The organism is Caulobacter sp. NIBR2454 (genome assembly GCF_027474405.1).
Taxonomy (GTDB): domain Bacteria; phylum Pseudomonadota; class Alphaproteobacteria; order Caulobacterales; family Caulobacteraceae; genus Caulobacter.
This window is the reverse complement of sequence record NZ_CP114871.1, coordinates 2,894,063-2,913,781: the sequence shown is the minus strand read 5'-3', so window position 1 is coordinate 2,913,781 and position 19,719 is coordinate 2,894,063. Positions and strand designations below refer to the sequence as shown.

The following is a 19,719-nucleotide window of genomic DNA, read 5'->3' as shown; positions in this document are numbered from 1 at the left end:
CGGCGACAAAAGAGCCCACAACCGCAGTTTTCACCGGCGTATTGCAAGAAACGGTCGCCGGTTAAGGCGCTGTTTAACATGTCGCTTTGACAAAACAGTCTGAGCGTCCCACCTGTACGGACATATTCGCCTTTTTGTCGGGGCGGGCTTCTAAAGCGGATAGATCAATGGCGCGTGTGCATAAGGCTATCGTCCTGAGCGCAGGACAGGGGAAGCGTTTGTCGCCTCTGACCGACAACCTGCCCAAGTGCCTGATCGATCTGTCGGGGCGCACGGTGCTGTCCTGGCAACTGGCCCACCTGCACGCCATCGGGATCACCGAGGTCGTGGTCGTGACCGGGTTCAATTCCCACGCCGTCGAGGCCGAGGTCGCCCGCATCCACCTGCCGGGCATGACGATCCGCTGCGCCTACAACCCGTTCTTCATGGTGTCGGACAATCTGGCCACCTGCTGGCTGGTTCGCGATGAACTGGCGGGCGGGGCGCTGATCCTGAATGGTGACACCCTGTGGGAGCCGGAGATCGGCCGCAGGCTGCTGGACGCTCCCGCCGCCGACATCACCGTCACCGTGGACCGCAAGGCGCGTTACGACAGCGACGACATGAAGGTGCTGACCCGTGGCGACGAGCTGATCGCCATCGGTAAGACCATCACCGAGTACGATGCCGAATCCATCGGCTTCCTGCGGTTCTCGGCCGAGGGCGCGCGCCGCTTCACCGCCGTGATCGATCAGATCCTGCGTGATCCGTCCGAAGGCCTGAAGCGCTGGTACCTGTCGGTGATCGACCAGATCGCCCGCGAGCAGGGCGGCGTCGCCGTCCAGAGCATCGAGGGCCTGGAGTGGGCCGAGATGGACTTCCCGCACGACCTGCAGCCCAATCGTGAGCTGACCGAGCGCTGGATGTCCAAGGAAAGCGTCGCGGCTTAAGCCTCGACGATCTGGCGGACCAGATCCAGGTCCGCCGGCTTGTCCACGTCCACAGCCGCCAATCCGTAGTTCGACCGCACCGCCGCGGCCTTCACACCTGCGCGCCGACCAATGTCGGTTATGGCCTGGTCTAGGGTCAGGCGGCCGAGCGCGAACCGCAGCAGGGTGCCGAGACCCAGGATCATGGCGATGCGCCAGGGCCGTTTGCGGTGGGCCTCGACCGTCCGCCACAACTCGATGGCCTTGAGCGCGTCGGGCGTCCTCAGAAGGAACAGGTTGCAACCGCTGTAGCGGCCATCGCGGAAGGTCAGCCAGGTGCGCTGGGTCTGGGGTGCGTCGCGCCGAACGGCGGCCTCAGGCGCCAGCAGGGCGGCGATGTCGCAACCGGTTGGGGCGTCGGCCAGGAACTGTTTCACCCAGTCGGCCTGCAACAGGGCGTGATCGACAGTGGTCACCAGCAGCGGAGTGCCCAAGGCCTGGGCCGCGCGATAGACGCTGAGGCTGGGACCAGCCTCGGGAGCGATCACCTCCACGGCGACGCCAGCGGGCGTGGCGGCGGGCAGGGCGGCCAGCAACTCGGCATTGTCAGCGCAGACACCGATGCGGGTGGCGCCGGCCGCCGCTAGGGCCGCCAGGACCCGCGCCAGCAGGGTCTCACCCTCCAGGACGATCAAACCCTTGTGGGCGACGCCGGCATAGGCCGAGACGGCGTCCGGCTCGCCCCGATCGCCTGCCAGGACGAGGGCGGTGAAGCCGCCGCTCACTTCAGGGCCTTCTCGTAGATGCGATAGGTCTTGTAGGCGCGCCCGCCGACCCGCTCGCAGATGTTCTTCATGGGCAGGTTGTCTTCAAGAATCCAGGACAGCTCGATGCTGTGATAGCCCTTGGCCCGCGCCTGATCGGCCGCGGCGTTGGTCAGGTGGAAGGGCAGGACCTGGCCGCGCAGGGTGCGGGAGAACTTGCGGCGCACGCCCATCAGCGGAACGCGCAGGGATTTGACCCGCGCGACCTTCAATCGCCACAGCAGCTTGGCCCAGCCGAAAGGCAGCAGCTTGCCGTCGAGGTCGGCGATGGCCTCGTTGACGTTGGGCAGGGCGACGATGAAGCCAGCGTCCTCGCCGTCTATGTCGGCGAACCAGACCAGATCCGGGTCGATGACCGCCTTGAGGCTCTTGGCCAAGTGGCGGGTCTCGGCCGGTGTGGACGGGGTGTAGCCCCAGTTGTCCGACCAGGCGTCGTTGGCGATGTCGGTGAGGGTGTGAACCTCCGCCTCGAACCGCTTCATGTCCAGTTTACGCAGGATCACGCCTTCTGGCGGGCCGCGCTTCACACGGCGCAGGACACCATCTGGCAGGTCGTTCACCAGGTTGGAGATGTAGGCGAACATGTCCTTGGCCTTGGCGTAGCCCTGCTCCTCGACGCGCTGGCCCGTGTATGGCGCGTCGTGGCCCATCAGCACCATGGGCGGCGTGTCGAAGCCGTCGACCAGCAGGCCGACCTCTTCATTGACCGACAGGTTGAAGGGACCTTGCGCCACGTCGCAGCCGCGCTCCTTCAACCACGCCTCGGCGGCGGCGAAGAGGGCGGCGAACACCGCCGGATCGTCCTCGGCCGCGATCATCCCGAAGTGCCCGATTGAGCGGGTGGGATCGACCGGCGCCAGGGCGTCGATCTGGGCGCTGATCCGGCCCACGTCGCGACCGTCGCGGACGGCCAGCCACATCTGGACCTGAGCATGCTCGAAGAACGGATTGGCCTTGGCGGACAACGCCTGCTGGCGCTCGCTGATGAGGGGCGAGATCCAGTTTGGGTCGCCAGCGTTCAGCCGCATGGGCACGCGGATGAAGCGATCAAGTTCGGCGCGAGTGCGCACAGGCGTGACGGTGACGCCCGCCCCCGGTTGGCCGTCGAACGCCATCATCCCTCCAGGGTCAGTAATACGGACGTTCCGAGCGCCGCGAACATCATGGGCGCCGTCCAGGCCCCAAGCCAGGGCCAGACCACGCCGCTTTCACCAAGTGCGGTGATCAGCCCGTCCAGAACCATGAAGGCCAGGCCCGACATCAGGCTGGCGGTCATGATCGTCGCCCCCTGGCCGCTGCGGAAATTGGCCGCCACCAGGGGCGCGGCGAGGATCAGCATGACGAAGGCGCCGGCCGGCGCCGCGAAGGCGCGGTTCCAGCGAACGGCGTAGTAGCTTTCCGGCCGCTCTGACCCGCCCCCCATCAAGGCGCGGCGGGCCGAGGAGGCCGAGCCGTTGTTATCGGTGGCGAACAAGACCTGCACGTCGCCAGGTTCCAGCGGATTGGCCCAGGCCATCCGCGTGGCCGACCCTGGCTGGGCGGAGTCGTCGGTAAAGCGCTCGAAAGACGGAGAGATCAGGGTCCAGCCGGTGGGACCATAGACAGCCTCGGGCGCCTGCAAGCGCTCGGTTACGGCGCCGCCCTGGTCGCGGCGATAGATGATGACCTTCTCCAGGCGTCGCCCCAGATCGTCTCCAATCGTGGCGGTCACCAGATCAGGGCCGACCCGGAAGGAGCGGGTTTCGGGACCCTTGCGATCAGCGGCGGGAGCCGTGTCGCGCCACCAGGTGCGCAGCATGGCGTCGGTGCGCGGACCGATCACTTCGGTGGCGGCCAACTGGATGATGAACGCGCCCATGGCGACCGGCAGGGCCATGCCGGCGATGCGATAGACCGAGATGCCCGCCGCCCGCATGGCCACGGCCGCGCTCTCGCGGCCCAACTGAGCAAAGGCGAACAGACAGCCCGCTAGCACCGCCAGCGGCATCGCCTGGTCGATCATGCGCGGCAGGCGCAGGGTCGCGTACCAGATCAGCCCGCCCGCCCCCAGGCCGCGGTCGAGGATGTCGTTGGTGACGTCCAGCAGGTCCAGAAGCTGCAGCACCGATAGCAGCACCACCAGGGCCGCCAGGACGCGCACGGCGGTCAGCTTGGTGACGTAGAGGGCGAGCTTCATGCCGGCTTCTTCTTGATCTGGACCGCCTTCTCGCAAGTGGAGATGGCGGCGGCGATGTGCTCGGAAATCTTGCTGATCGGCGTCTCGCCCGGGCGGTCGCGGCTGCCCAAGAACATCCACACGCAAAAGGCGCAGAAGATGATGAAGGGCGTGCCGGTTCCGACCAAGGCGCTAGCGCGACCGCTCTCGGCCAAGCCCGCGCCGGTCTGCAGGCTGTGCTGGAAGGCGAACAGGACGAGGCCTGCTACGATCAGGCCCGGGGCTCTTCGGGCCCGCTTGGCCGCCAGTCCCAGCGGGAAGGCCATCAACGGCAGGAACGGCAGGAAGAAGGCCCGCGCCAGTCGGCTGTAGAGTTCCGCCAACAGCGTCTGCTCCGGCAGGATGGATTTGCCGGAGGCGGCTTGCCGCCAAAGTTCGTCCAAGGTGAGCTCACGCTCGTCGCCGCCGCGGGCGCGCAACAAGCGCGCGGCGCCCGCCAACGGCGCCTTGAGCGTCCAGTCGTTGAAGCTGAGGATCTGGTAGGCGCCGCGCGCGTCCTGGCCGATGCGGCGACCGTCGGTGAGGGTCACCACCACTTCCTTGCCGCCGAACTCCGGCTGGATGCGGCCCATTCGGGCGGTGACGATCTCCTCGCGACCGGTGTCGTCGCGGCGGCGGATGAACACGCGCTCCAGCTTCTGGCCGGCGGGATCGGCGATATCGGCGGTCAGCAGGACGCCGTCCTGGTCGATGAAGGCGCCGGCGGGCAATCGCCCGTTCCAGCCGGCGTTGATCGCCGAGTGCATCACGGCGCGGTAGGCGTACCGGCTATAGGGCTGCACATAGCCGAATACGACCAGGCTGAAGATCGTCAGGCCAAAGCCCAGCAGGACGAAGGGCGCGGCGAGGCGGGTCAGGGACACGCCGCTGGCCAGCAGGCTGTCGATCTCGGAGTCGGTGTTCAGCCGTGTCACAACCACGAACAGGGCCACGAAGAAGGCGATGGGCAGGGCCAGACCCAGATAGTGCGGCACCAGGTTGCCGCTGAGCGCCACGACGAAGCCGAAGCGGTCGTTGCTTTGCGACAGCAGGTCCAGCAGGCGCAGGGTCCGCTCAAGCAGCAGGGTGACGACGGTGACGCCCAGGCAAGCCAGCAGGGGCCAGGCCACCAGCCGCAGCAGGTAGCGATCCAGAAGGGTCAGACCAAAGCCGCTGAGGGGAAGCTTGGTCACTGGGCGCCCCGCCATTCGCGGCGAAGGTGGTCGGCGAGTCGCGATGCGGCGTCCATGTCCAGTTCCACCACTTCCGACAGGTTGGGCATGGCCGGCCAACCGGCGTCCCGGTACACGCGACCGTCGTGCTCGCGCTCGCCCTCATATCGCGGGATGACGTGGAAATGCACGTCGGGATCGACCATCATCAAGGCCAGATAGTTGATCTTCTGGTGATCCACCACGGCCCGCAGCGTCGCCTCGATCTGCTGGACAGCCAATTGCAGATCAGCGTACGCGTCCGCGCTGAGTTCAGCGAGCGATCGCGCCGGCTCCTTGCATATGAGAACCAAAGACCCAAATGTGGGTTGCTTTGGCCGCACAAGCACAAGCCAAAGGTCCGTCTCGGCGACCTTTGTGTGAGGAAAGCCGAAATTCAACGCTGTGGGATTGCTCACGGACCTGCCTTCTGGGCGGCCTTCGCCGCCGCTTCGGCATCATAGGGAGTCGCCGATTTTCATGAAAGCGCGAACCTTGCTGTTGGGCGTGGCCGTAGCGGCCGCCGCCGTGACGACAGGTTCGTCCGCATTCGCCCAGGCCTGCGAAGGCACGGGGTCGGCAAGACTGACGGTTCACGTCGCGGGCGTGCGCGCCGCCAAGGGCGAGATCGCGGTCACGGTCTATCCCGACGATCGCAAACGCTTCCTGGCGCCGAAAGGAAAGCTGTACCGTATCCGCGCCGCGACGACCGCGCCGGTGACCACGGTGTGCTTCAACGTACAGCCGGGCGCGTACGCCGTGGCGATCTATCACGACTGGAACGGCGACCGGGATTTCAACCGCAGCGTCATCGGCATGCCGACCGAAGGATTCGGATTCTCCAACGACGCCCCGACCAAGGTGGGTCTTCCCTCCTTCGAGGCCGTTCGGTTTGTCGTCCGGGGCGACACGGCCATCCGCTCGACCCTGCGCTATCTGAAATAGTCAGACGTCCAGCCGGTACTGGCCCAGGGCCCGTATCGGACCGCCCTCGGGCGCGAACCCCCGCACCACCACGCGAACCGTCCAGCCGTCGCCGGCACGCTCGACCTCCACGCCGTGCCAGCGTGCGGCGGGGTTCTTGCCCGCGGGCTTCTGCGAAGCCGACGGCGCGCACACCGCCGGGATAGAACCCTTGGGGCCGCGAACCGCGCCCAGAAGCGGCACGTGGGTGTGGCCGTGCAGGATCAGTTCCGCGCCGTGCTTTTCCAGAACGGCGCGCAGGGCGGCCTGATCGGTCAGGGCCTTACGCGGCGAGCCGCCGGGTGTCGGCGGGTGGTGAATGGCGATAATGCGGAACAGTCCCCTGGCGCCGAGCTCGTCGAGCATTGGGCCGAGCCGCTCAAGCTGCGCCTGCCCGCAGGTCCCAGTCGCCAGGAGCGGGGCGGTCGGCACGCCGGTGTTCACGCAGACGATGGCCACCTCGTCGCGGATGCGCACCTTCGGAAAGCAGTCGGTCGTCTTGTCCTCAAGCCATTCGGCCCAGGGATCGAACGCGCCACGTCCGGCCAGAGCGTCGTGATTGCCCGGCGTCACGGTGACGTCACGCGCATCACCCAAGCTCTCCAGCCAGGTTCGCGCGGCGGCGAATTCCTTGTCCGCCGAGAAGTTGATCAGGTCGCCGGTGATCACCAGATGGTCGGGATGATAGGCGGCCACGTCGGCGGTGATCGCGTCCAGCACCTCGCGCTTGTGCTGCTTGCTCCGCTTGCGTCGCCAGGAGGACCAGCTGAGCAGTCGCTTGGTTAAGGCATAGGCCGGGGTCATCGACCCGGGGGGCGACGGCAGGTGAGGGTCCGAAAAATGCGCAAGACGGTACAAAGGTGCGGGGTCGCTTTCTGGCAAGTCGGAGCGAACCTGCGTATCAAGTCGCCTGAGTTGCAAGGGGTGGATTGCTGGTGACGACCGTATCGGGCGCCGAAGAAGGCCGCCAGCCCGTCGGGCTGGTCGTGGGCGAGGCGGGTGTTCGGATTTGGGGAATGACCTCGACCGAGCGGCTGCACCGCATCTTCCGCCGCGTGGGCGTCGAGCCCGTGGCCGCCATCCCCGCCGACCGCGAGCGGGTGGTGATCCTGGCCAATGCCGGCTGGGTGTTCGATGAAGCGCTGCTCCGCGCCCTGTCCGTCCAGCCGGGCGTCGCGCTGGTGGACGAGGCGGGCGAGGTGACCGCCGTTTGCGTCACCGCCGCCGATGCCCCCGCTGCGGCGTCGGATCCCTCCGCCTTGCCGCTGAAGCGCCTGACCGCGCTGGAGCTGGGCTCGGCCTACAACAGCGCCCTTCGCAAGCGCGAGGCGCCGGTGCTGGAGCGCTTGACCCCTGACCGCGTCCGGGCGGTGGAGAAGCGCCTGTTCCAGGGCTCCTACAAGGGCGTCACCGACCTGGTCACCAAGTATGTCTGGCCCGCGCCCGCGCGTGTCGTCACCCGCTGGTGCGCCCTTGCCGGAATAACGCCGAACCAGGTGACCATGGCCGGTTTCATCCTGGTGCTGGCGGCGTTCGGCCTGTTCTGGACCGGCCACTTCGCCCTGGGCCTGGTCTGCGCCTGGATCATGACGTTCCTCGATACGGTGGACGGCAAGTTGGCGCGGGTGACCCTGACCTCGTCCAAGCTGGGCAACGTCTTCGATCACGGCATTGATCTGGTCCATCCGCCCTTCTGGTGGTGGGCGTGGCTGGTCGGGGTGCAGGCGGGGCCGCATCCCTTGCCCTGGGAAGGCCTGTTCCTGGCCATCGTCGCCGGCGGCTATGTGGCTCAGCGGATCGAGGAAGGAATCTTCCTGGCCCGCTTCAAGCTGGAGATGCATGCTTGGCGGCCGTTCGACAGCTTCTTCCGCCTGATCACCGCCCGCCGTAACCCGAACCTTATCCTGCTGACCGCGGCGGTCCTGTTGGGCCGACCTGACCTGGGCCTTGTCGCCGTGGCCGTATGGACGGTGATCTGCTTTGGCGTTCATGCCGCCCAGATCGTGCAGGCGGCGCGCGAGCCCAAGGGTTCGATCACCTCTTGGCTGGCCGCCTGATGATCCCCGGCGTCATCCGCAATCCCAAGAGTCATGGCAACCGCCAGACGGGTCCGCTGGGTGCGGGCGACGGTGCATGCCTGTTCGCCGAGCCTTCGACACCCGACGATCTGGCTGAGACCCTGCGCCGCTACGCCAAGGCCGGGGTCGAGCTTCTGGTGATCGACGGCGGCGACGGTACGGTCCGCGAAGTGCTGACCGCCATGCCCGCGGCCTTTGGCGATAGCCAACCGGTGGTCGCGGTGCTGCCCTCTGGCAAGACCAACATGCTGGCGCTGGACCTGGGCGCGGCGCGCGACTGGTCGCTCCAGGACGCCCTGACCAAGGCCGGGGCGGCCGAGCCGGCGCTGAAGCAGCGCGCGCCCATGCTGATCTCCTGGCCCGAGGGCGGGCATCCGCCGCTGCAGGGTTTCATCCTGGGCGCGGCGGCCTTTGTGCGCGCCACCAACATGGCTCAGACCGTTCACGCCTGGGGCGCGTTCCACAACGTCGCTGTGGTGGTGACGCTGGTGGGGGCTGTTCTTCGCACCCTGGCCGGCGACGAGGGGCATGCCTGGCGGGGCGGGGTGCCCATGCGGGTGGCGGCGGACGGTGAGCCGGGCTACGTACGCTCGCGATTCCTGTTCATGGCCACGGCGCTGAAGCGGATGCCTTTCGGCCTCAAGCCGTTCGGACAGCCGCGCGAAGGCCTGAAGTTCCTGGATATCGACGCCCCGCCCCATCGCCTGCACGCCGCCATCCCGCATATCCTGAAGGGCGACGCCGACGAGAAGCTGGCCGAGGGCGGCTATCGGCGTGGGGACGCCGAGGTGCTGAACCTGTGGATTCCCGAACCGTTCGTGGTCGATGGCGAAATCTATCCCGGCGGCGCGGTCGAGGTGCGGCTGGGCGAGCCGATCACCTTCCTCGCCCCATGAGTTCGCTCGCCGACCTTGTGGCCAAGGAACTGGCGGGATCGGTCCTGCCGGAAATCCGCGCCTTCGCCGAGCATCTGGCGACGCGCGAGGGCGTGCGGGCGGTGCTGTTCTACGGCTCCATACTGCGAACCGGCGATCTGGACGGGGTGCTGGACTACTACGTCCTGAGCGACCGTCCGGGCGGCCGCGGTCCCTTCGGCTTGGCCAGCCGATGGCTGTGGCCCGATGTCAGCTATCACGAGCTGGAGATCGAGGGCCGTATCCTGCGCGCCAAGGTTGCCAGCATGAGCCTGGAGCAGTTCCGGGCCGCCGCCGAGGGACGAACCCTCGACACCACCATCTGGGCTCGTTTCGTGCAGCCGACGCGGCTGGTCTGGACCGCGGATGGCGTGGCCGGGCCGCAGGTCGAGGGGGCGGTGACCGCCGCCGCCGTCACCGCCGCCCGCTTCGCCGCCGCCTTGGGTCCTGAACGTGGACCGGCCGACGCCTTCTGGACCGCCTTGTTCCGCCAGACCTACGCGGCCGAGCTGCGGGTCGAGGCGCCGGGCCGCGAGCGTTCGATCCTGGACGTCGATCCCGCGCGCTACGCCGAACGCCTTGTGGCCGCCTGGCGTGAGGATCAGCTGGATGTCGAGGAGAGCCCTGACGGCCTATCGCCGCGAATGCCGGCCGGCGAGCGCAGGCGCGTCCTGGCCGCTTGGGGCTGGCGCCGGCGGATGGGAAAGCCGCTCAACGTGGCGCGGCTGCTCAAGGCGGCCTTCACCTTCGAGGGCGCGGCCCGCTACGCCGCCTGGAAGATCGAGCGGCATACGGGCCTGCCCGTGCCGCTGACGCCGTGGCGCGAGCGGCACCCCGTCCTGGCCGCGCCCGGCGCGATGCTGAGGCTGTGGAAAGCAAAACGCGCCCGATCCTGAGGGATGGGCGCGTTCGCAAAGTCCGAAAATCGTAGCGTCTAGGCCGTAGCCACGCGCTTCACATCGCCTTCGATCAGGCCGAAGGCCTCGCCGACCTGCTTGAACATGGCGAGGACAGCGTCGATCTGTTCGTCACTGTGAGCGGCGCTGACGCTGGCGCGCAGCAGGGGACGCATGTCCGGCGTGGCCGGCGGCAGGGCCAGGTTCATATAGACGCCGGCCTTCATCAGGGCGTTCCAAACGCCGATGGCCACCGGCTGGTCTGGCAGGGCGATGGCGACGATCGGGTTGCAGGTGGGGCCAGTGACGAAGCCCATGGCGTTCAGGCCGTCATAGAGGCGCTTGGCGTTGGCCATGACCCGCTGACGCAGGCCCGGGTCGGTCTCCATGCGGTGCAGCGCGGCCGTGGTCGAGGCGACGGTCGCCGGCGGCAGGGAGGCGGTGAACATGTACGGGCGGCAGGTAACGCGCATGACCTCGAACCCATCCAGGTTCGAGACGCAGAAGCCGCCGATGCCGGCCAGGCTCTTGGAGAAGGTGCCGACGACGAAATCGACGTCTTCCTCAACGCCCACGACCTCGGCGAGGCCGCGGCCTTTTTCACCCAGGACGCCCATGGAGTGCGCTTCGTCGACGAGCAGATAGGCGCCCATCTCGCGCTTCACCGCGACCATCTCCTTCAGCGGAGCGATGTCGCCTAGCATCGAGTAGATGCCCTCGACCACGATCAGGCGATCGCCGGGAACGCCCTGCAGGCGCTTGAGGCGCTTGTAGAGGTCTTCAGGGTCGTTGTGGCGGAAGCGGATGACCTCGGCCATGCCCAGACGCGAAGCGTCATAGATCGAGGCGTGGCTGTCGGCGTCCAAGATCAGATGATCGCCGCGGCCGACCAAGCTGGAAAGCATGCCCAGGTTGGCTTGATAGCCGGTCGTGAACACCATGGCGTGCTTGCGGCCGTAGAACCGCGCCAGCTCGCTTTCCAGACGGCGATGGCCATCGAAATTGCCGTTGGCGATACGCGAGCCGGTCGTGCCGGCGCCGCTTTCGGTCAGGGCCTTGGCGGCGGCTTCAAGAACCGTGGGGTCGAAGGTCAGGCCCAGATAGTTATGGGACCCCAGCAGAATCGTGCGGCGACCGTCAATGATCCCTTCGGTCGGCGAAAGGACCTGTTCGAACTTCACGTTGAACGGATCGGCCCCGGCGTTGCGGATAGCCTCGTAAGCCTGAGCATAGGCCAGGTGCTTGTCGAAAAGGCCCATGTCCTAGCTTCTTTTCTTGAGATCTTTGATGAGGCTGGCCAGTTGGCCTGCGGTCTGGACGTCGGCGAGCCGGTCCAGGGGAATCGAGAGGTCGAAGGCGTCCTCAAGCTCCATGACGATGTTCATCAGGGCGAGGGAGTCGACTTCGAGATCGCGCATGATGTCGGTGTCTTCGGACACCTCGACGCTGCGGCCGAGAACGCTTTCGGCCGCGCGGCCGATTTCGCGAACGGTAAGATCAGTTACTGTTTCCAACGGTGACGCCAGCCCGGATGTGGTGAAGGTGTGCAACAGCCCCCGCTGCCGTGACACCATTGTAACAAAAACGTGGGCGGTTGAACGGCAAATTTAAAGGGGCGCCAACCACCCATTATTGCGGTACCACGCCACGGTTTGCGCAAAACCCTCTTTAAGCCCGTATCGGGGCGAAGGAAGTCTCGGATTGTGTTCTTTAAGCGACACCGACCAGTCGCGATGAAGGATTTCGCGGGCCTTCTCGGAGGTCAGCATTGCGACGCCGCTTCCTTTCGCCGCAAGGCTTCCGAGCATGCCGACAAGCTTTACAACGCCGTCGGGAAGCTTGACCAAACGCGGCTTTCGACCGACCGCCTCCGATGCGGCGCTCATCAGATCGACCCAGCTGTAACCGGCGAGATTTGCGTCGCACAGGGTGGCTAAAGCGCCAGGATTCCTGTCTTTGGCCAGGGCGACGATCTGGTCCGCGGCGTCCTCGACATGGACGAGGGCGATCCGAGCGGCCGAATCAAACACCGGTAAGAGCGGCGCCGTCGCGGCCGCCTTGAACAGGGCGAAGGTCTCCACATCGCCCGGACCATAGATCGCGGGCGGCCGCACGATGGTCAGCCGGTCGCCAAGCAGCTTGGCCGCCGCTTCTTCGCCCGCTCGTTTGGAGGCGGCGTAGTGGGAAAGCTGCGGCTCGCGGGCGACGAGGCTGGAGATCAGCAGGAAGCGGGCCGTAGGCGCCGTTTTCAGGGCGGCGTGGGCGACCGCCACGGCGCCATCCCGGTTCACGGCGTCGAATTCGGCGCGATTGCGGGCCTTGATCAGCCCGGCGCAGTGGATGACCACGTCGGCGCCGTCGCAGAGGCGCTCCAGCGCCGACGGGTCCGATAGCGAGCCCAGCACCACCTGCGGCTCGATCTCGCGCCACAGGGGATGGACCGGATCACGGCGCATCAGGACGCGGACGTCGAACCCTGCCTCGGCCAGGGCGCGGACCAGATGGCGGCCCAGGAAGCCCGTCGCGCCGGTGACCGCCGCCAGGGCCATGTCAGGCGGCCTCGGGCGCGAAGGCTCCGGCGATATAGGCGGCCTTGGCCTTGGACCGGCTCAGCTTGCCCGACGAGGTCTGGGGCAGGGCGTGGGAGCCGACCAGCTGGACGCGCGCCTCGATGCTGTGGCGAACGCGCAGGACGTTGGCGATCTCCTCGACCAGGGCGCCGCGCACCTCCGGGTCGGAGCTGCGGCACTGGGCCAGGACGACGATGGCCTCCTCGCCGTCGCCGGCCACGGAGAAGGCCGCCACGTCACCGCTGCGCAGGGTCGTGATCTCAGCCTCGGCGGTCCATTCCAGGTCTTGCGGCCAGATGTTGCGGCCGTTGAGGATGATCAGGTCCTTGGCCCGGCCGGTGATGACGATCTCGCCGTCGACGAAATAGCCAAGGTCGCCGGTGTCCAGCCAGCCGTCCTCGGACAGGACTTCGGACGTGATTTCGGGCTGGCGGAAGTAGCCGCGCATCAGGCTGGGGCCGCGCGCGAAGATGCGGCCGACTCGGCGCTCGGGCAGAATCGAGCCGTCGATGTCGCGCACTTCCAGCTCATGGCCTGGCAGGGCGGGACCGCAGCGGGCGAAGGCGCGCGACGGCGCTGTGTCGGTCCCGGGCACGGCGACACCGTCGTGTTCCAGCTTGTGCAGGTCCAGCACCTCGGCGACGAGGCCGCCATCCAGCGGGGCCATGCTGAGCGCCAGGGTGGCCTCGGCCATGCCGTAGCTGGCGAAGTAGGCCTTCTTGTCGAAGCCGATCTTGCCGAAGGTGTCGGCGAAGGCCTGCAGCGGCTTCATGCGGATCATGTCGCCGCCGATCCCGGCCACGCGCCACTTGGACAGGTCGATATGGTCGATGGCGGCGCTTTCGCCCCGGCGGGCGCAGAGCTCGAAGCCAAAGCTGGGGCTGTAGGAGATCGTGCCGCCGTTCTTGCTGATCAGGTCCAGCCACAGCAACGGCCGGCGAACGAAGGCGCCGGTGGGCAGCAGGTCGACCGACATCTGGCTGGACATCGGGCTGAGCAGGAACCCGACCATGCCCATGTCGTGATAGAGCGGCAGCCACGAGACCGCGCGGTCGTCCGGCTTCACCTTCAGGCCGTCGCGGGTGATGGCTACGGCGTTGGCCATCATGGCCTGATGGGTGACCAGCACGCCCGTGGGGAAACGCGTGCTGCCCGACGAAAATTGCAGATAGCAGGGGCCGTCGGCGACGATGGCAGGCAGATCGGCGTCGCCTTCCGGCAGGTCGCGGATCAGGCCGGCGGCTTTCACCCCGGCTTGTTCGGCCGCTTCCTTGATCCATTCCAGCATCGCCTCGGGGCCGAACACGGCGGCGGCGTCGGCCGACTGCAGCAGGCGGGCGATCTGGGCGATGTAGGGCGCGCGGCCGCCGAGAGCGGCGGGCAGGGGCAGGGGCGCGGGGATCAGTCCCGCGTACTGGCAAGCGAAGAAGCCACGGACGAAGTCACCGTCCGTTTCGGCGATCAGGCCGACGCGATCACCCGTTTGCAGGCCGCTGGCCAGCAGGCGCTTGCCCAGCGCCAGGGCGTCGGTCCGCAGGGTCGAATAAGGCAGGGCTTCGACCAGTTCGCCGCGCAGCGAATACAGGTTCATGCCGGTCACGCCGGTCGCGGCGTAGTCGAGCGCCTCGGTCAGGGTTGCGAAGTCGGCGAGGCGGATGGCGCGGTCGGGGGCGGTGGGGGTGATCATCAGTCGGGGTTTCGCTCGCTTTTGACAGCGCTATCAAGTGAATTGAGTTCGGGATTGAGCCGATAGCCGCGGCGCAGGGCCCATAGCATGCCCAGGCCCATGAGTATGCCGGCTCCGACGAGCGCCGCGCCGGCGCCGTTTGGGCCCCAGGTGCGGACGACGGGCACCAGAACGCCCAGATAGAGCACACAGACCGCCAGCCGCACGCGCAAGGCGGCGCCCGCCTGGCCCAGGGACACCAGCATCGGCTCCAGCGGCAGAGCCCAGATGGCGACTACCGCGGCGGCGACCTGCCAGACCATGACCTCCTGCGCATCGGCGAAGGCCGGTCCCATGACGAGGGTGAGAATCGGCCCGCCGGCGAAGATGGTGACCACCAGCAGAAGAGTGGCGACCCCGCCGCCCAGCAGTCCGACCTGCACCGCCAGCTTGGTCATGGCCGCCTCGCCCTTGGCGGCGCGCAGGCGGGCCAGTTCGGGATAAAGGGCGGGGATCAGCAGCTTGGCGGGCTTGGCCAGGGCGTCGGCCACCTGCCGGCCCACCCGCCACAGGGCGGCGGGGGCGGGTCCCATGACGGCGCCGATCACCAGCGTGACCACGTGGGTGAACATCACATCCACCGTGGCGCTGAAATTCGTCGCCCAGGCGAAGCGCCAGGCGTTGGGCATGCCGGCGGTCAGCGGGCCTCGCCATGACCAGCCGCTCAGCAGATCGCGGCGCTTCATCTCCAGGGCCGATACGCCGCACAGATACAGGAAGGCCGCGATAGTGCCGGCCGCCCAGACCAACAGGAACATCTCGACCGGGGCCTTCAGCCACCAGGCCGCGAGGCCGCCGGCCAGACGCACCGTCGAGCTGATCGCCGCCTGGGCCGACATCAGGTCGAAACGGTTGAACAGTCGCAGCAGACCCACGGGCGTCGCGGGGGTCATGGCGAAGATCGACAGGGCGTAGACGGCGGCGGCCGGCGCGAGGGCGACCGACCAGCCCAGTTCCTCGTCGAACAGGATCGCGCCGATGATGCCAACGAGGACACCCACCAGTCCGCTGACAAGGTCGAGAAACAGGGTGAAGCGCACCACCCGCTGGAAGTCAGGTTTGCGGTCCTCGGCGAAGGGCGCGGCGCCGTAGTTAAGCACGGTCTGCCAGGACTGAAACTTGACGCCGTCGCCAACCAGCTGCGCGAAGGCGTTGATCAGGACCAGAACGCCGAGGCCCGTCGCGCCGAGGGCGCGCGCAGCCACCGCCATGTAGGCGAGGCTGATCACCGCGTTCACGACCCGGCCGCCGAGGAGAACCCCCGCATTGGCCAGGACGCGACGCAGCAGGCCTGTCGTCTGGATTTGCACCCCTAGCGCCGCGGCGTGTCGCCGGACAGCTCGGCGACCCACGGATAGCGCTCGGCTTCCTCGCCGTCATAGCCGAGGTTGAACACCGTCGGACTGCGCGGACGCTCCTTGGGGCCGTACTCAGTGCCCAGCAGCTTGTCCGGCCAGAAGGTGATGATCCCGTAGTTGCCGTTCTCGTTGTGGAAGTGGTGCGCCATGTGCAGCACCTTGATCCGCGCCAGCCACTTGTTCTTCGGGATGTAGTTCAGGTGCTGGATGCAGTGGCAGAACTCGTAGAAGCAAGTCATCAGCAGGCCCGTGGCCAGGGCCGTGAACGCCGCGCTCCATCCGCCGATCAGATAGCCCACCGGCACGGTCGCCAGCGAGATGGTCGGCAGGGTGTTGGTCAGCGAACCGAACAGCACGTCCATGCGATTGGGCTGCTGATGGTGATCGTAGTGGATGCGCTTCCACAGGGTGGCGGACCACTTCATGCGATACAGCCACCGTCCGTGCAGGACCCATCGGTGCAGGCAGTACCAGACCACCGGATACAGCACCTGCGCCGCCACGAAGGCCGCCAGGGTGCGGATCGGCTGCGCGCCGGCGCCGGTGGCGACCGCGCCCCAGATCGTCGCCGCCGACAGCGCCAGATAGACGAGCACGGCGGGGTAGGTGAAATAGACCACCGTCAGGCGCTTCATATCCATGCGGCCCAGATCATAGCGCAGGGCGGCTTCGCGGATGCGCTCAAGCGCGGCGGGGGAGGTATCCTTGGTCATGACGGCCGCACTTGCGCCTTCTCGAGGCAATTCGCAACGGCCCGGGCCGCGCGAAGGGAAGAGGTTTCTGGTCGCAGGTCGAAGGTTTCGCTGAACCCGGCCTGTTGTTCGGGGATGTAGCGCGCCTTCTCGGCGAACGCCCGGTCGATGGTCGGCATGAGGTCTTCGACCCTCTCGGCGACCGGGCCGAACGCCCAATGCCGATAGTTGGGATCGTCACGCCAGGCGACGCCATGGGCGTTGAGGAACGCCGTCGGACGGGGCTTGCGGACGAATTCGTAGATCTGGCTGCTGACGTCGCCCAGATAGGCGTCCGCCGCGGTCGTATAGGTCATGTCGATGGTCGCCGGCCCGCCCAAGTCGATGCGGATATTGGGATGGTCCTTGAACTTCGCCAGTCTCGCCCGGTCTTGAAGATTCGCGCCGTCGAACAGACGCAGGTGCGGAGCGAAGATCAGGTTGTAGCGATCCTGGGCGGCGAACTGCTCCAGCACCTGCATGCCCCAGCCCGGCCACGAGCTGAGCGTTGGGTCGAAATGCGGGTTGTAGAGCACGCTGGGGCGGTCGTTTTCGAACAGCCGCTGCTGACCGATAGCCAGGCCGTCGACGAGGTCGAACTTTGGATAGCCGACCATGGCGCAGTGTTCCGCCTCCACCAGCCCGCAATCGACCATGCGGGCGTACTGCTTGGGGCCGGCCGCCATGACCAGGTCGAAGACCTTGAGGCGCGGCTCAAATGGCCCGCCCCGGTCGCCGGCGCCGTGCTGAGTATAGATCAGGGCCGGACGGATCAGGCCCAGGCGCCGCACCATGGCGGTCGTGCGCTCAGGCGTGACGATGGCGTCGTAGCGGGCCAGCACCCGAAGGTTCGCCGCCAGCATCACCGCCTTGGGTGGGGTCGAAGCGCCCCGGCGGCGCAGATTGCGCAGAGCGGCCGGCCCCAGCAGCTTCAGCTTGATCGGCGCCCCTCCCAGGGCGGCGATGGTGGTGCGAAGATAGTCGATATGCCCGGATGTCACGGCCAGGGCGTGGACCTCGATATCCGGCCAGCCTCGCGCCAGTTCGATGGCGATGGTGATGCTGTGGAGGATCTGGTGCTGCTGGGCGATATACAGGAACGCCACCTGACGCTTTCGCCGGGATGCGCCAGAGCGCCCGGACGCGCCGCTCTCGATCTGCTTCACTGACTGCACCAAGCCCCACCCTGAGTGGTTCATCCCACAGGCCGGAGCGGACGACAATCTGTAGCAATGCTCTAGCTGTGAGCGGCGCCTTCGTGGGCCAGCAGCCAGCGCTTGCGTTCCAGCCCGCCGCCATAGCCAGTCAGGGAGGCGTTGGCTCCGATCACCCGGTGGCAGGGGACGACCACGCCGATCGGATTGGCGCCGTTGGCCGCCCCGACCGCCCGTACCGCCGATGGCCTGCCGATGGCGGCGGCGAGGGCGCCGTAGCTGGTGGTTTGGCCTGGCGGAATGTCGCGCAGGGCTTTCCACACTGCTCGCTGGAATTGGGTGCCGGCTGTTTCGGTGACCAGACTGTCGATGACGGTCAGGTCGCCGTCGAAATAGTCGCTCATCGCGGCACGCGCTGGAGAGGTTGGGGCCCTGCGGGTCTGGATCCGAATGGGCTTTCGGTACTGCGCCGTCAGGAGCCGGAGCATCCGGTGGTCATAGTCGGCCCAGTCGATGACACGCAATCGGTCCTGGGAGTCGGTCAGCAGGACCATGCTCCCGGTCGGGGTCGACAGCGTCTCACTGTAGAAGGTCAGTTCGGTCATCGCGCGATTTTGGACCAGTCACCCTAGCGATGCTCGCGGTTTTCGGACGCGATGATGCGGCGTACAGACATGTCCGAAAACCGCGAGACACGGCGCGGTGCGGGGTGCAGGCTTCGGGACATGGATCTGGATCAAGACGCCTGCTACCGCGCCATCTGCACCCGTGACGTCCGCTTTGACGGACGTATCTTCGGCGGGGTGAAGACGACTGGCATCTACTGCCGTCCTATCTGTCCGGCGCGCACGCCAAAGCGCGAGAACATGGTCTTCTACCCCTCCGCCGCCGCCGCGCAGGAAGCGGGCTTCCGCCCGTGCCTGCGCTGTCGGCCAGAGACGGCGCCTGACCTGGGCGCCTGGCGCGGTTCGTCCAGCACGGTATCGCGGGCCCTGGGCCTGATCGAGGCCGGGGCGCTGGACAATGCCGATGTGGAGACCTTGGCCGGGCGGCTGGGCATGGGCGAGCGACAGCTCCGTCGCCTGTTCAAGAGCCACCTGGGCGCCTCGCCTATCGCGGTGGCCCAGACCCGGCGCGTTCTGCTGGCCAAGCAGCTGATTCACGAGACGCGGCTGCCCATGGCCGAGATCGCCCTGGCGTCCGGCTTCGGCAGCGTGCGGCGCTTCAACGAGACGTTCCAGCAACTCTTTGGCCGCCCGCCCAGCACCTTGCGCCGGTCGCAGGGCGAGGTGTCGTCCGGTCCGCTGGGCGAGGTGACGATCCTGCTGCGCTACCGCCCGCCCTATGACTGGCCCGCCATGCTGGACTTCCTGCGCGTGCGAGCGATCCCCGGCGTCGAGGTGGTGGAGGCTAACCGCTACTTCCGCACGATCGATCTGGAGGGCGCCCAGGGCGTGGTCGCCGTCGAACCGGCGGAGGTCAATGCGCTGAAGGCGACCATCCGCTTTCCCAAGCTTTCGGCCCTGCCGGCGATCATCGCCCGGCTGCGGCGGGTGTTCGATCTGGCCGTTGATCCGGACGCGGTAGGATGCCACCTGTCCGCTGACCCTGTGCTGGCGCCGCTGATCGCCGCCCGGCCGGGCCTGCGCACGCCCGGAGCCTGGGACGGTCTGGAACTGGCGGTGCGCGCGGTGCTGGGCCAGCAGATCACAGTGGTCGCGGCCATCAACCTGGCCGGCAAGCTGGTGGCCGCCCATGGCGCGCCGCTGAAACGGGCCGACCCAGACTTCCCCGGCCTGACGCACGTCTTTCCGACCGCCGAACGCCTGGCGCAATCGGATATCGCGGCCCTTGGCATGCCGCGCACGCGGGGCGCGGCCCTGTCCTCGCTGGCCGCGGCGGTGGCGGCGGACCCACACATCTTCAGCGCCCGCCGCAGCCTGGAGGAGGCGGTCGATCAGTTGAAGGGGCTGTCCGGGATCGGCGAGTGGACGGCGCAATACATCGCCATGCGTCAGATGCGCGAGCCTGACGCCTTCCCCGCCGCCGATATCGGCCTGATGCGGGCGCTGGCGGACGAGGCCGGGGTGCGGCCGACGCCAAAGGAGCTGCTGGCGCGGGCCGAAGCCTGGCGGCCATGGCGCGCCTACGCAGCCCAGCATCTTTGGGCGGCGGACGCGGCCTAGGCGGTC

The 19,719-nt window shown here is 67.5% G+C and carries 20 protein-coding genes; 6 read left to right on the top strand and 14 right to left on the bottom strand.

The window, feature by feature from the left end:
* Positions 1 to 167: 167 nt before the first annotated feature.
* Complete coding sequence (locus tag O5K31_RS14150) at positions 168 to 929, top strand: phosphocholine cytidylyltransferase family protein (RefSeq protein WP_269714332.1); 762 nt, start codon at positions 168 to 170, stop codon at positions 927 to 929.
* Here O5K31_RS14150 and O5K31_RS14145 read toward each other — a convergent pair.
* From O5K31_RS14145 to O5K31_RS14125, 5 genes are read right to left on the bottom strand one after another with little or no spacing between them, the layout of a single operon-like run.
* Positions 926 to 1,693 (bottom strand): NTP transferase domain-containing protein, encoded by a 768-nt coding sequence (locus O5K31_RS14145; protein ID WP_269714330.1) that lies wholly within the window; start codon positions 1,691 to 1,693, stop codon positions 926 to 928. The two genes, O5K31_RS14150 and O5K31_RS14145, sit on opposite strands and share 4 nt — an antisense overlap.
* A complete protein-coding gene (locus O5K31_RS14140) occupies positions 1,690 to 2,847 on the bottom strand; it encodes a dATP pyrophosphohydrolase (protein WP_269714328.1) in 1,158 nt (385 codons plus the stop codon). The genes O5K31_RS14145 and O5K31_RS14140 overlap by 4 nt, the downstream gene beginning before the upstream one ends.
* Positions 2,847 to 3,908, bottom strand: a complete 1,062-nt coding sequence (locus O5K31_RS14135; RefSeq protein ID WP_269714327.1) for an LptF/LptG family permease — start codon at positions 3,906 to 3,908, stop codon at positions 2,847 to 2,849. The genes O5K31_RS14140 and O5K31_RS14135 overlap by 1 nt, the downstream gene beginning before the upstream one ends.
* Entirely contained in the window at positions 3,905 to 5,119 is a 1,215-nt protein-coding gene (locus O5K31_RS14130; protein ID WP_269714325.1) for an LptF/LptG family permease, read from the bottom strand. The genes O5K31_RS14135 and O5K31_RS14130 overlap by 4 nt, the downstream gene beginning before the upstream one ends.
* Complete coding sequence (locus O5K31_RS14125; RefSeq protein WP_332367285.1) at positions 5,116 to 5,481, bottom strand: HIT family protein; 366 nt, start codon at positions 5,479 to 5,481, stop codon at positions 5,116 to 5,118. Before O5K31_RS14125 ends, O5K31_RS14130 begins: the two co-directional genes overlap by 4 nt.
* A gap of 136 nt (positions 5,482 to 5,617) precedes the next feature.
* Between O5K31_RS14125 and O5K31_RS14120 the strand changes: the two genes are divergently transcribed.
* On the top strand, positions 5,618 to 6,082 hold the full coding sequence (locus O5K31_RS14120) for a DUF2141 domain-containing protein (RefSeq protein ID WP_269714321.1): 465 nt from the start codon (positions 5,618 to 5,620) through the stop codon (positions 6,080 to 6,082).
* Here O5K31_RS14120 and O5K31_RS14115 read toward each other — a convergent pair whose 3' ends face one another.
* The gene (locus tag O5K31_RS14115; RefSeq protein WP_269714319.1) at positions 6,083 to 6,958 is read right to left on the bottom strand and encodes a metallophosphoesterase family protein; all 876 of its coding nucleotides are present in this window, start codon (positions 6,956 to 6,958) and stop codon (positions 6,083 to 6,085) included.
* Between the two features lie 77 nt (positions 6,959 to 7,035).
* Here O5K31_RS14115 and O5K31_RS14110 point away from each other — a divergent pair, with 77 nt between their 5' ends.
* Genes O5K31_RS14110 through O5K31_RS14100 form a run of 3 tightly spaced genes read left to right on the top strand, consistent with a single transcriptional unit; the run spans position 7,036 to position 9,988 of the window.
* Positions 7,036 to 8,157: a CDP-alcohol phosphatidyltransferase family protein gene (locus tag O5K31_RS14110; protein WP_442867719.1), complete on the top strand. Its 1,122-nt coding sequence runs from the start codon at positions 7,036 to 7,038 to the stop codon at positions 8,155 to 8,157.
* Positions 8,142 to 9,074 (top strand): diacylglycerol/lipid kinase family protein, encoded by a 933-nt coding sequence (locus tag O5K31_RS14105; RefSeq protein WP_269714317.1) that lies wholly within the window; start codon positions 8,142 to 8,144, stop codon positions 9,072 to 9,074. Before O5K31_RS14110 ends, O5K31_RS14105 begins: the two co-directional genes overlap by 16 nt.
* On the top strand, positions 9,071 to 9,988 hold the full coding sequence (locus tag O5K31_RS14100; protein WP_269714314.1) for a hypothetical protein: 918 nt from the start codon (positions 9,071 to 9,073) through the stop codon (positions 9,986 to 9,988). Before O5K31_RS14105 ends, O5K31_RS14100 begins: the two co-directional genes overlap by 4 nt.
* Before the next feature lie 38 nt (positions 9,989 to 10,026).
* Here the strand turns inward: O5K31_RS14100 and spt are convergent, their stop codons facing one another.
* The 8 genes from spt to ogt form a co-directional block, all read right to left on the bottom strand.
* Entirely contained in the window at positions 10,027 to 11,247 is a 1,221-nt protein-coding gene (gene spt, locus O5K31_RS14095) for a serine palmitoyltransferase (RefSeq protein ID WP_269714313.1), read from the bottom strand.
* Positions 11,248 to 11,250: 3 nt separating this feature from the next.
* On the bottom strand, positions 11,251 to 11,502 hold the full coding sequence (locus tag O5K31_RS14090) for an acyl carrier protein (protein WP_269717065.1): 252 nt from the start codon (positions 11,500 to 11,502) through the stop codon (positions 11,251 to 11,253).
* A 93-nt stretch (positions 11,503 to 11,595) separates the two neighbouring features.
* Entirely contained in the window at positions 11,596 to 12,537 is a 942-nt protein-coding gene (locus O5K31_RS14085; protein WP_269714311.1) for an NAD-dependent epimerase/dehydratase family protein, read from the bottom strand.
* Between the two features lies 1 nt (position 12,538).
* Positions 12,539 to 14,245: a fatty acyl-AMP ligase gene (locus O5K31_RS14080; RefSeq protein ID WP_269714309.1), complete on the bottom strand. Its 1,707-nt coding sequence runs from the start codon at positions 14,243 to 14,245 to the stop codon at positions 12,539 to 12,541.
* Positions 14,245 to 15,594, bottom strand: a complete 1,350-nt coding sequence (locus O5K31_RS14075) for a lipopolysaccharide biosynthesis protein (RefSeq protein WP_269714307.1) — start codon at positions 15,592 to 15,594, stop codon at positions 14,245 to 14,247. The genes O5K31_RS14080 and O5K31_RS14075 overlap by 1 nt, the downstream gene beginning before the upstream one ends.
* A gap of 2 nt (positions 15,595 to 15,596) precedes the next feature.
* Positions 15,597 to 16,355 (bottom strand): sterol desaturase family protein, encoded by a 759-nt coding sequence (locus O5K31_RS14070; protein ID WP_269714305.1) that lies wholly within the window; start codon positions 16,353 to 16,355, stop codon positions 15,597 to 15,599.
* Complete coding sequence (locus tag O5K31_RS14065) at positions 16,352 to 17,548, bottom strand: glycerophosphotransferase (RefSeq protein ID WP_332367261.1); 1,197 nt, start codon at positions 17,546 to 17,548, stop codon at positions 16,352 to 16,354. Before O5K31_RS14065 ends, O5K31_RS14070 begins: the two co-directional genes overlap by 4 nt.
* Before the next feature lie 62 nt (positions 17,549 to 17,610).
* A complete protein-coding gene (ogt, locus tag O5K31_RS14060; RefSeq protein ID WP_269714303.1) occupies positions 17,611 to 18,132 on the bottom strand; it encodes a methylated-DNA--[protein]-cysteine S-methyltransferase in 522 nt (173 codons plus the stop codon).
* A gap of 120 nt (positions 18,133 to 18,252) precedes the next feature.
* Between ogt and O5K31_RS14055 the strand changes: the two genes are divergently transcribed.
* Complete coding sequence (locus O5K31_RS14055) at positions 18,253 to 19,713, top strand: AlkA N-terminal domain-containing protein (protein ID WP_269714301.1); 1,461 nt, start codon at positions 18,253 to 18,255, stop codon at positions 19,711 to 19,713.
* Positions 19,714 to 19,719: the final 6 nt, after the last annotated feature.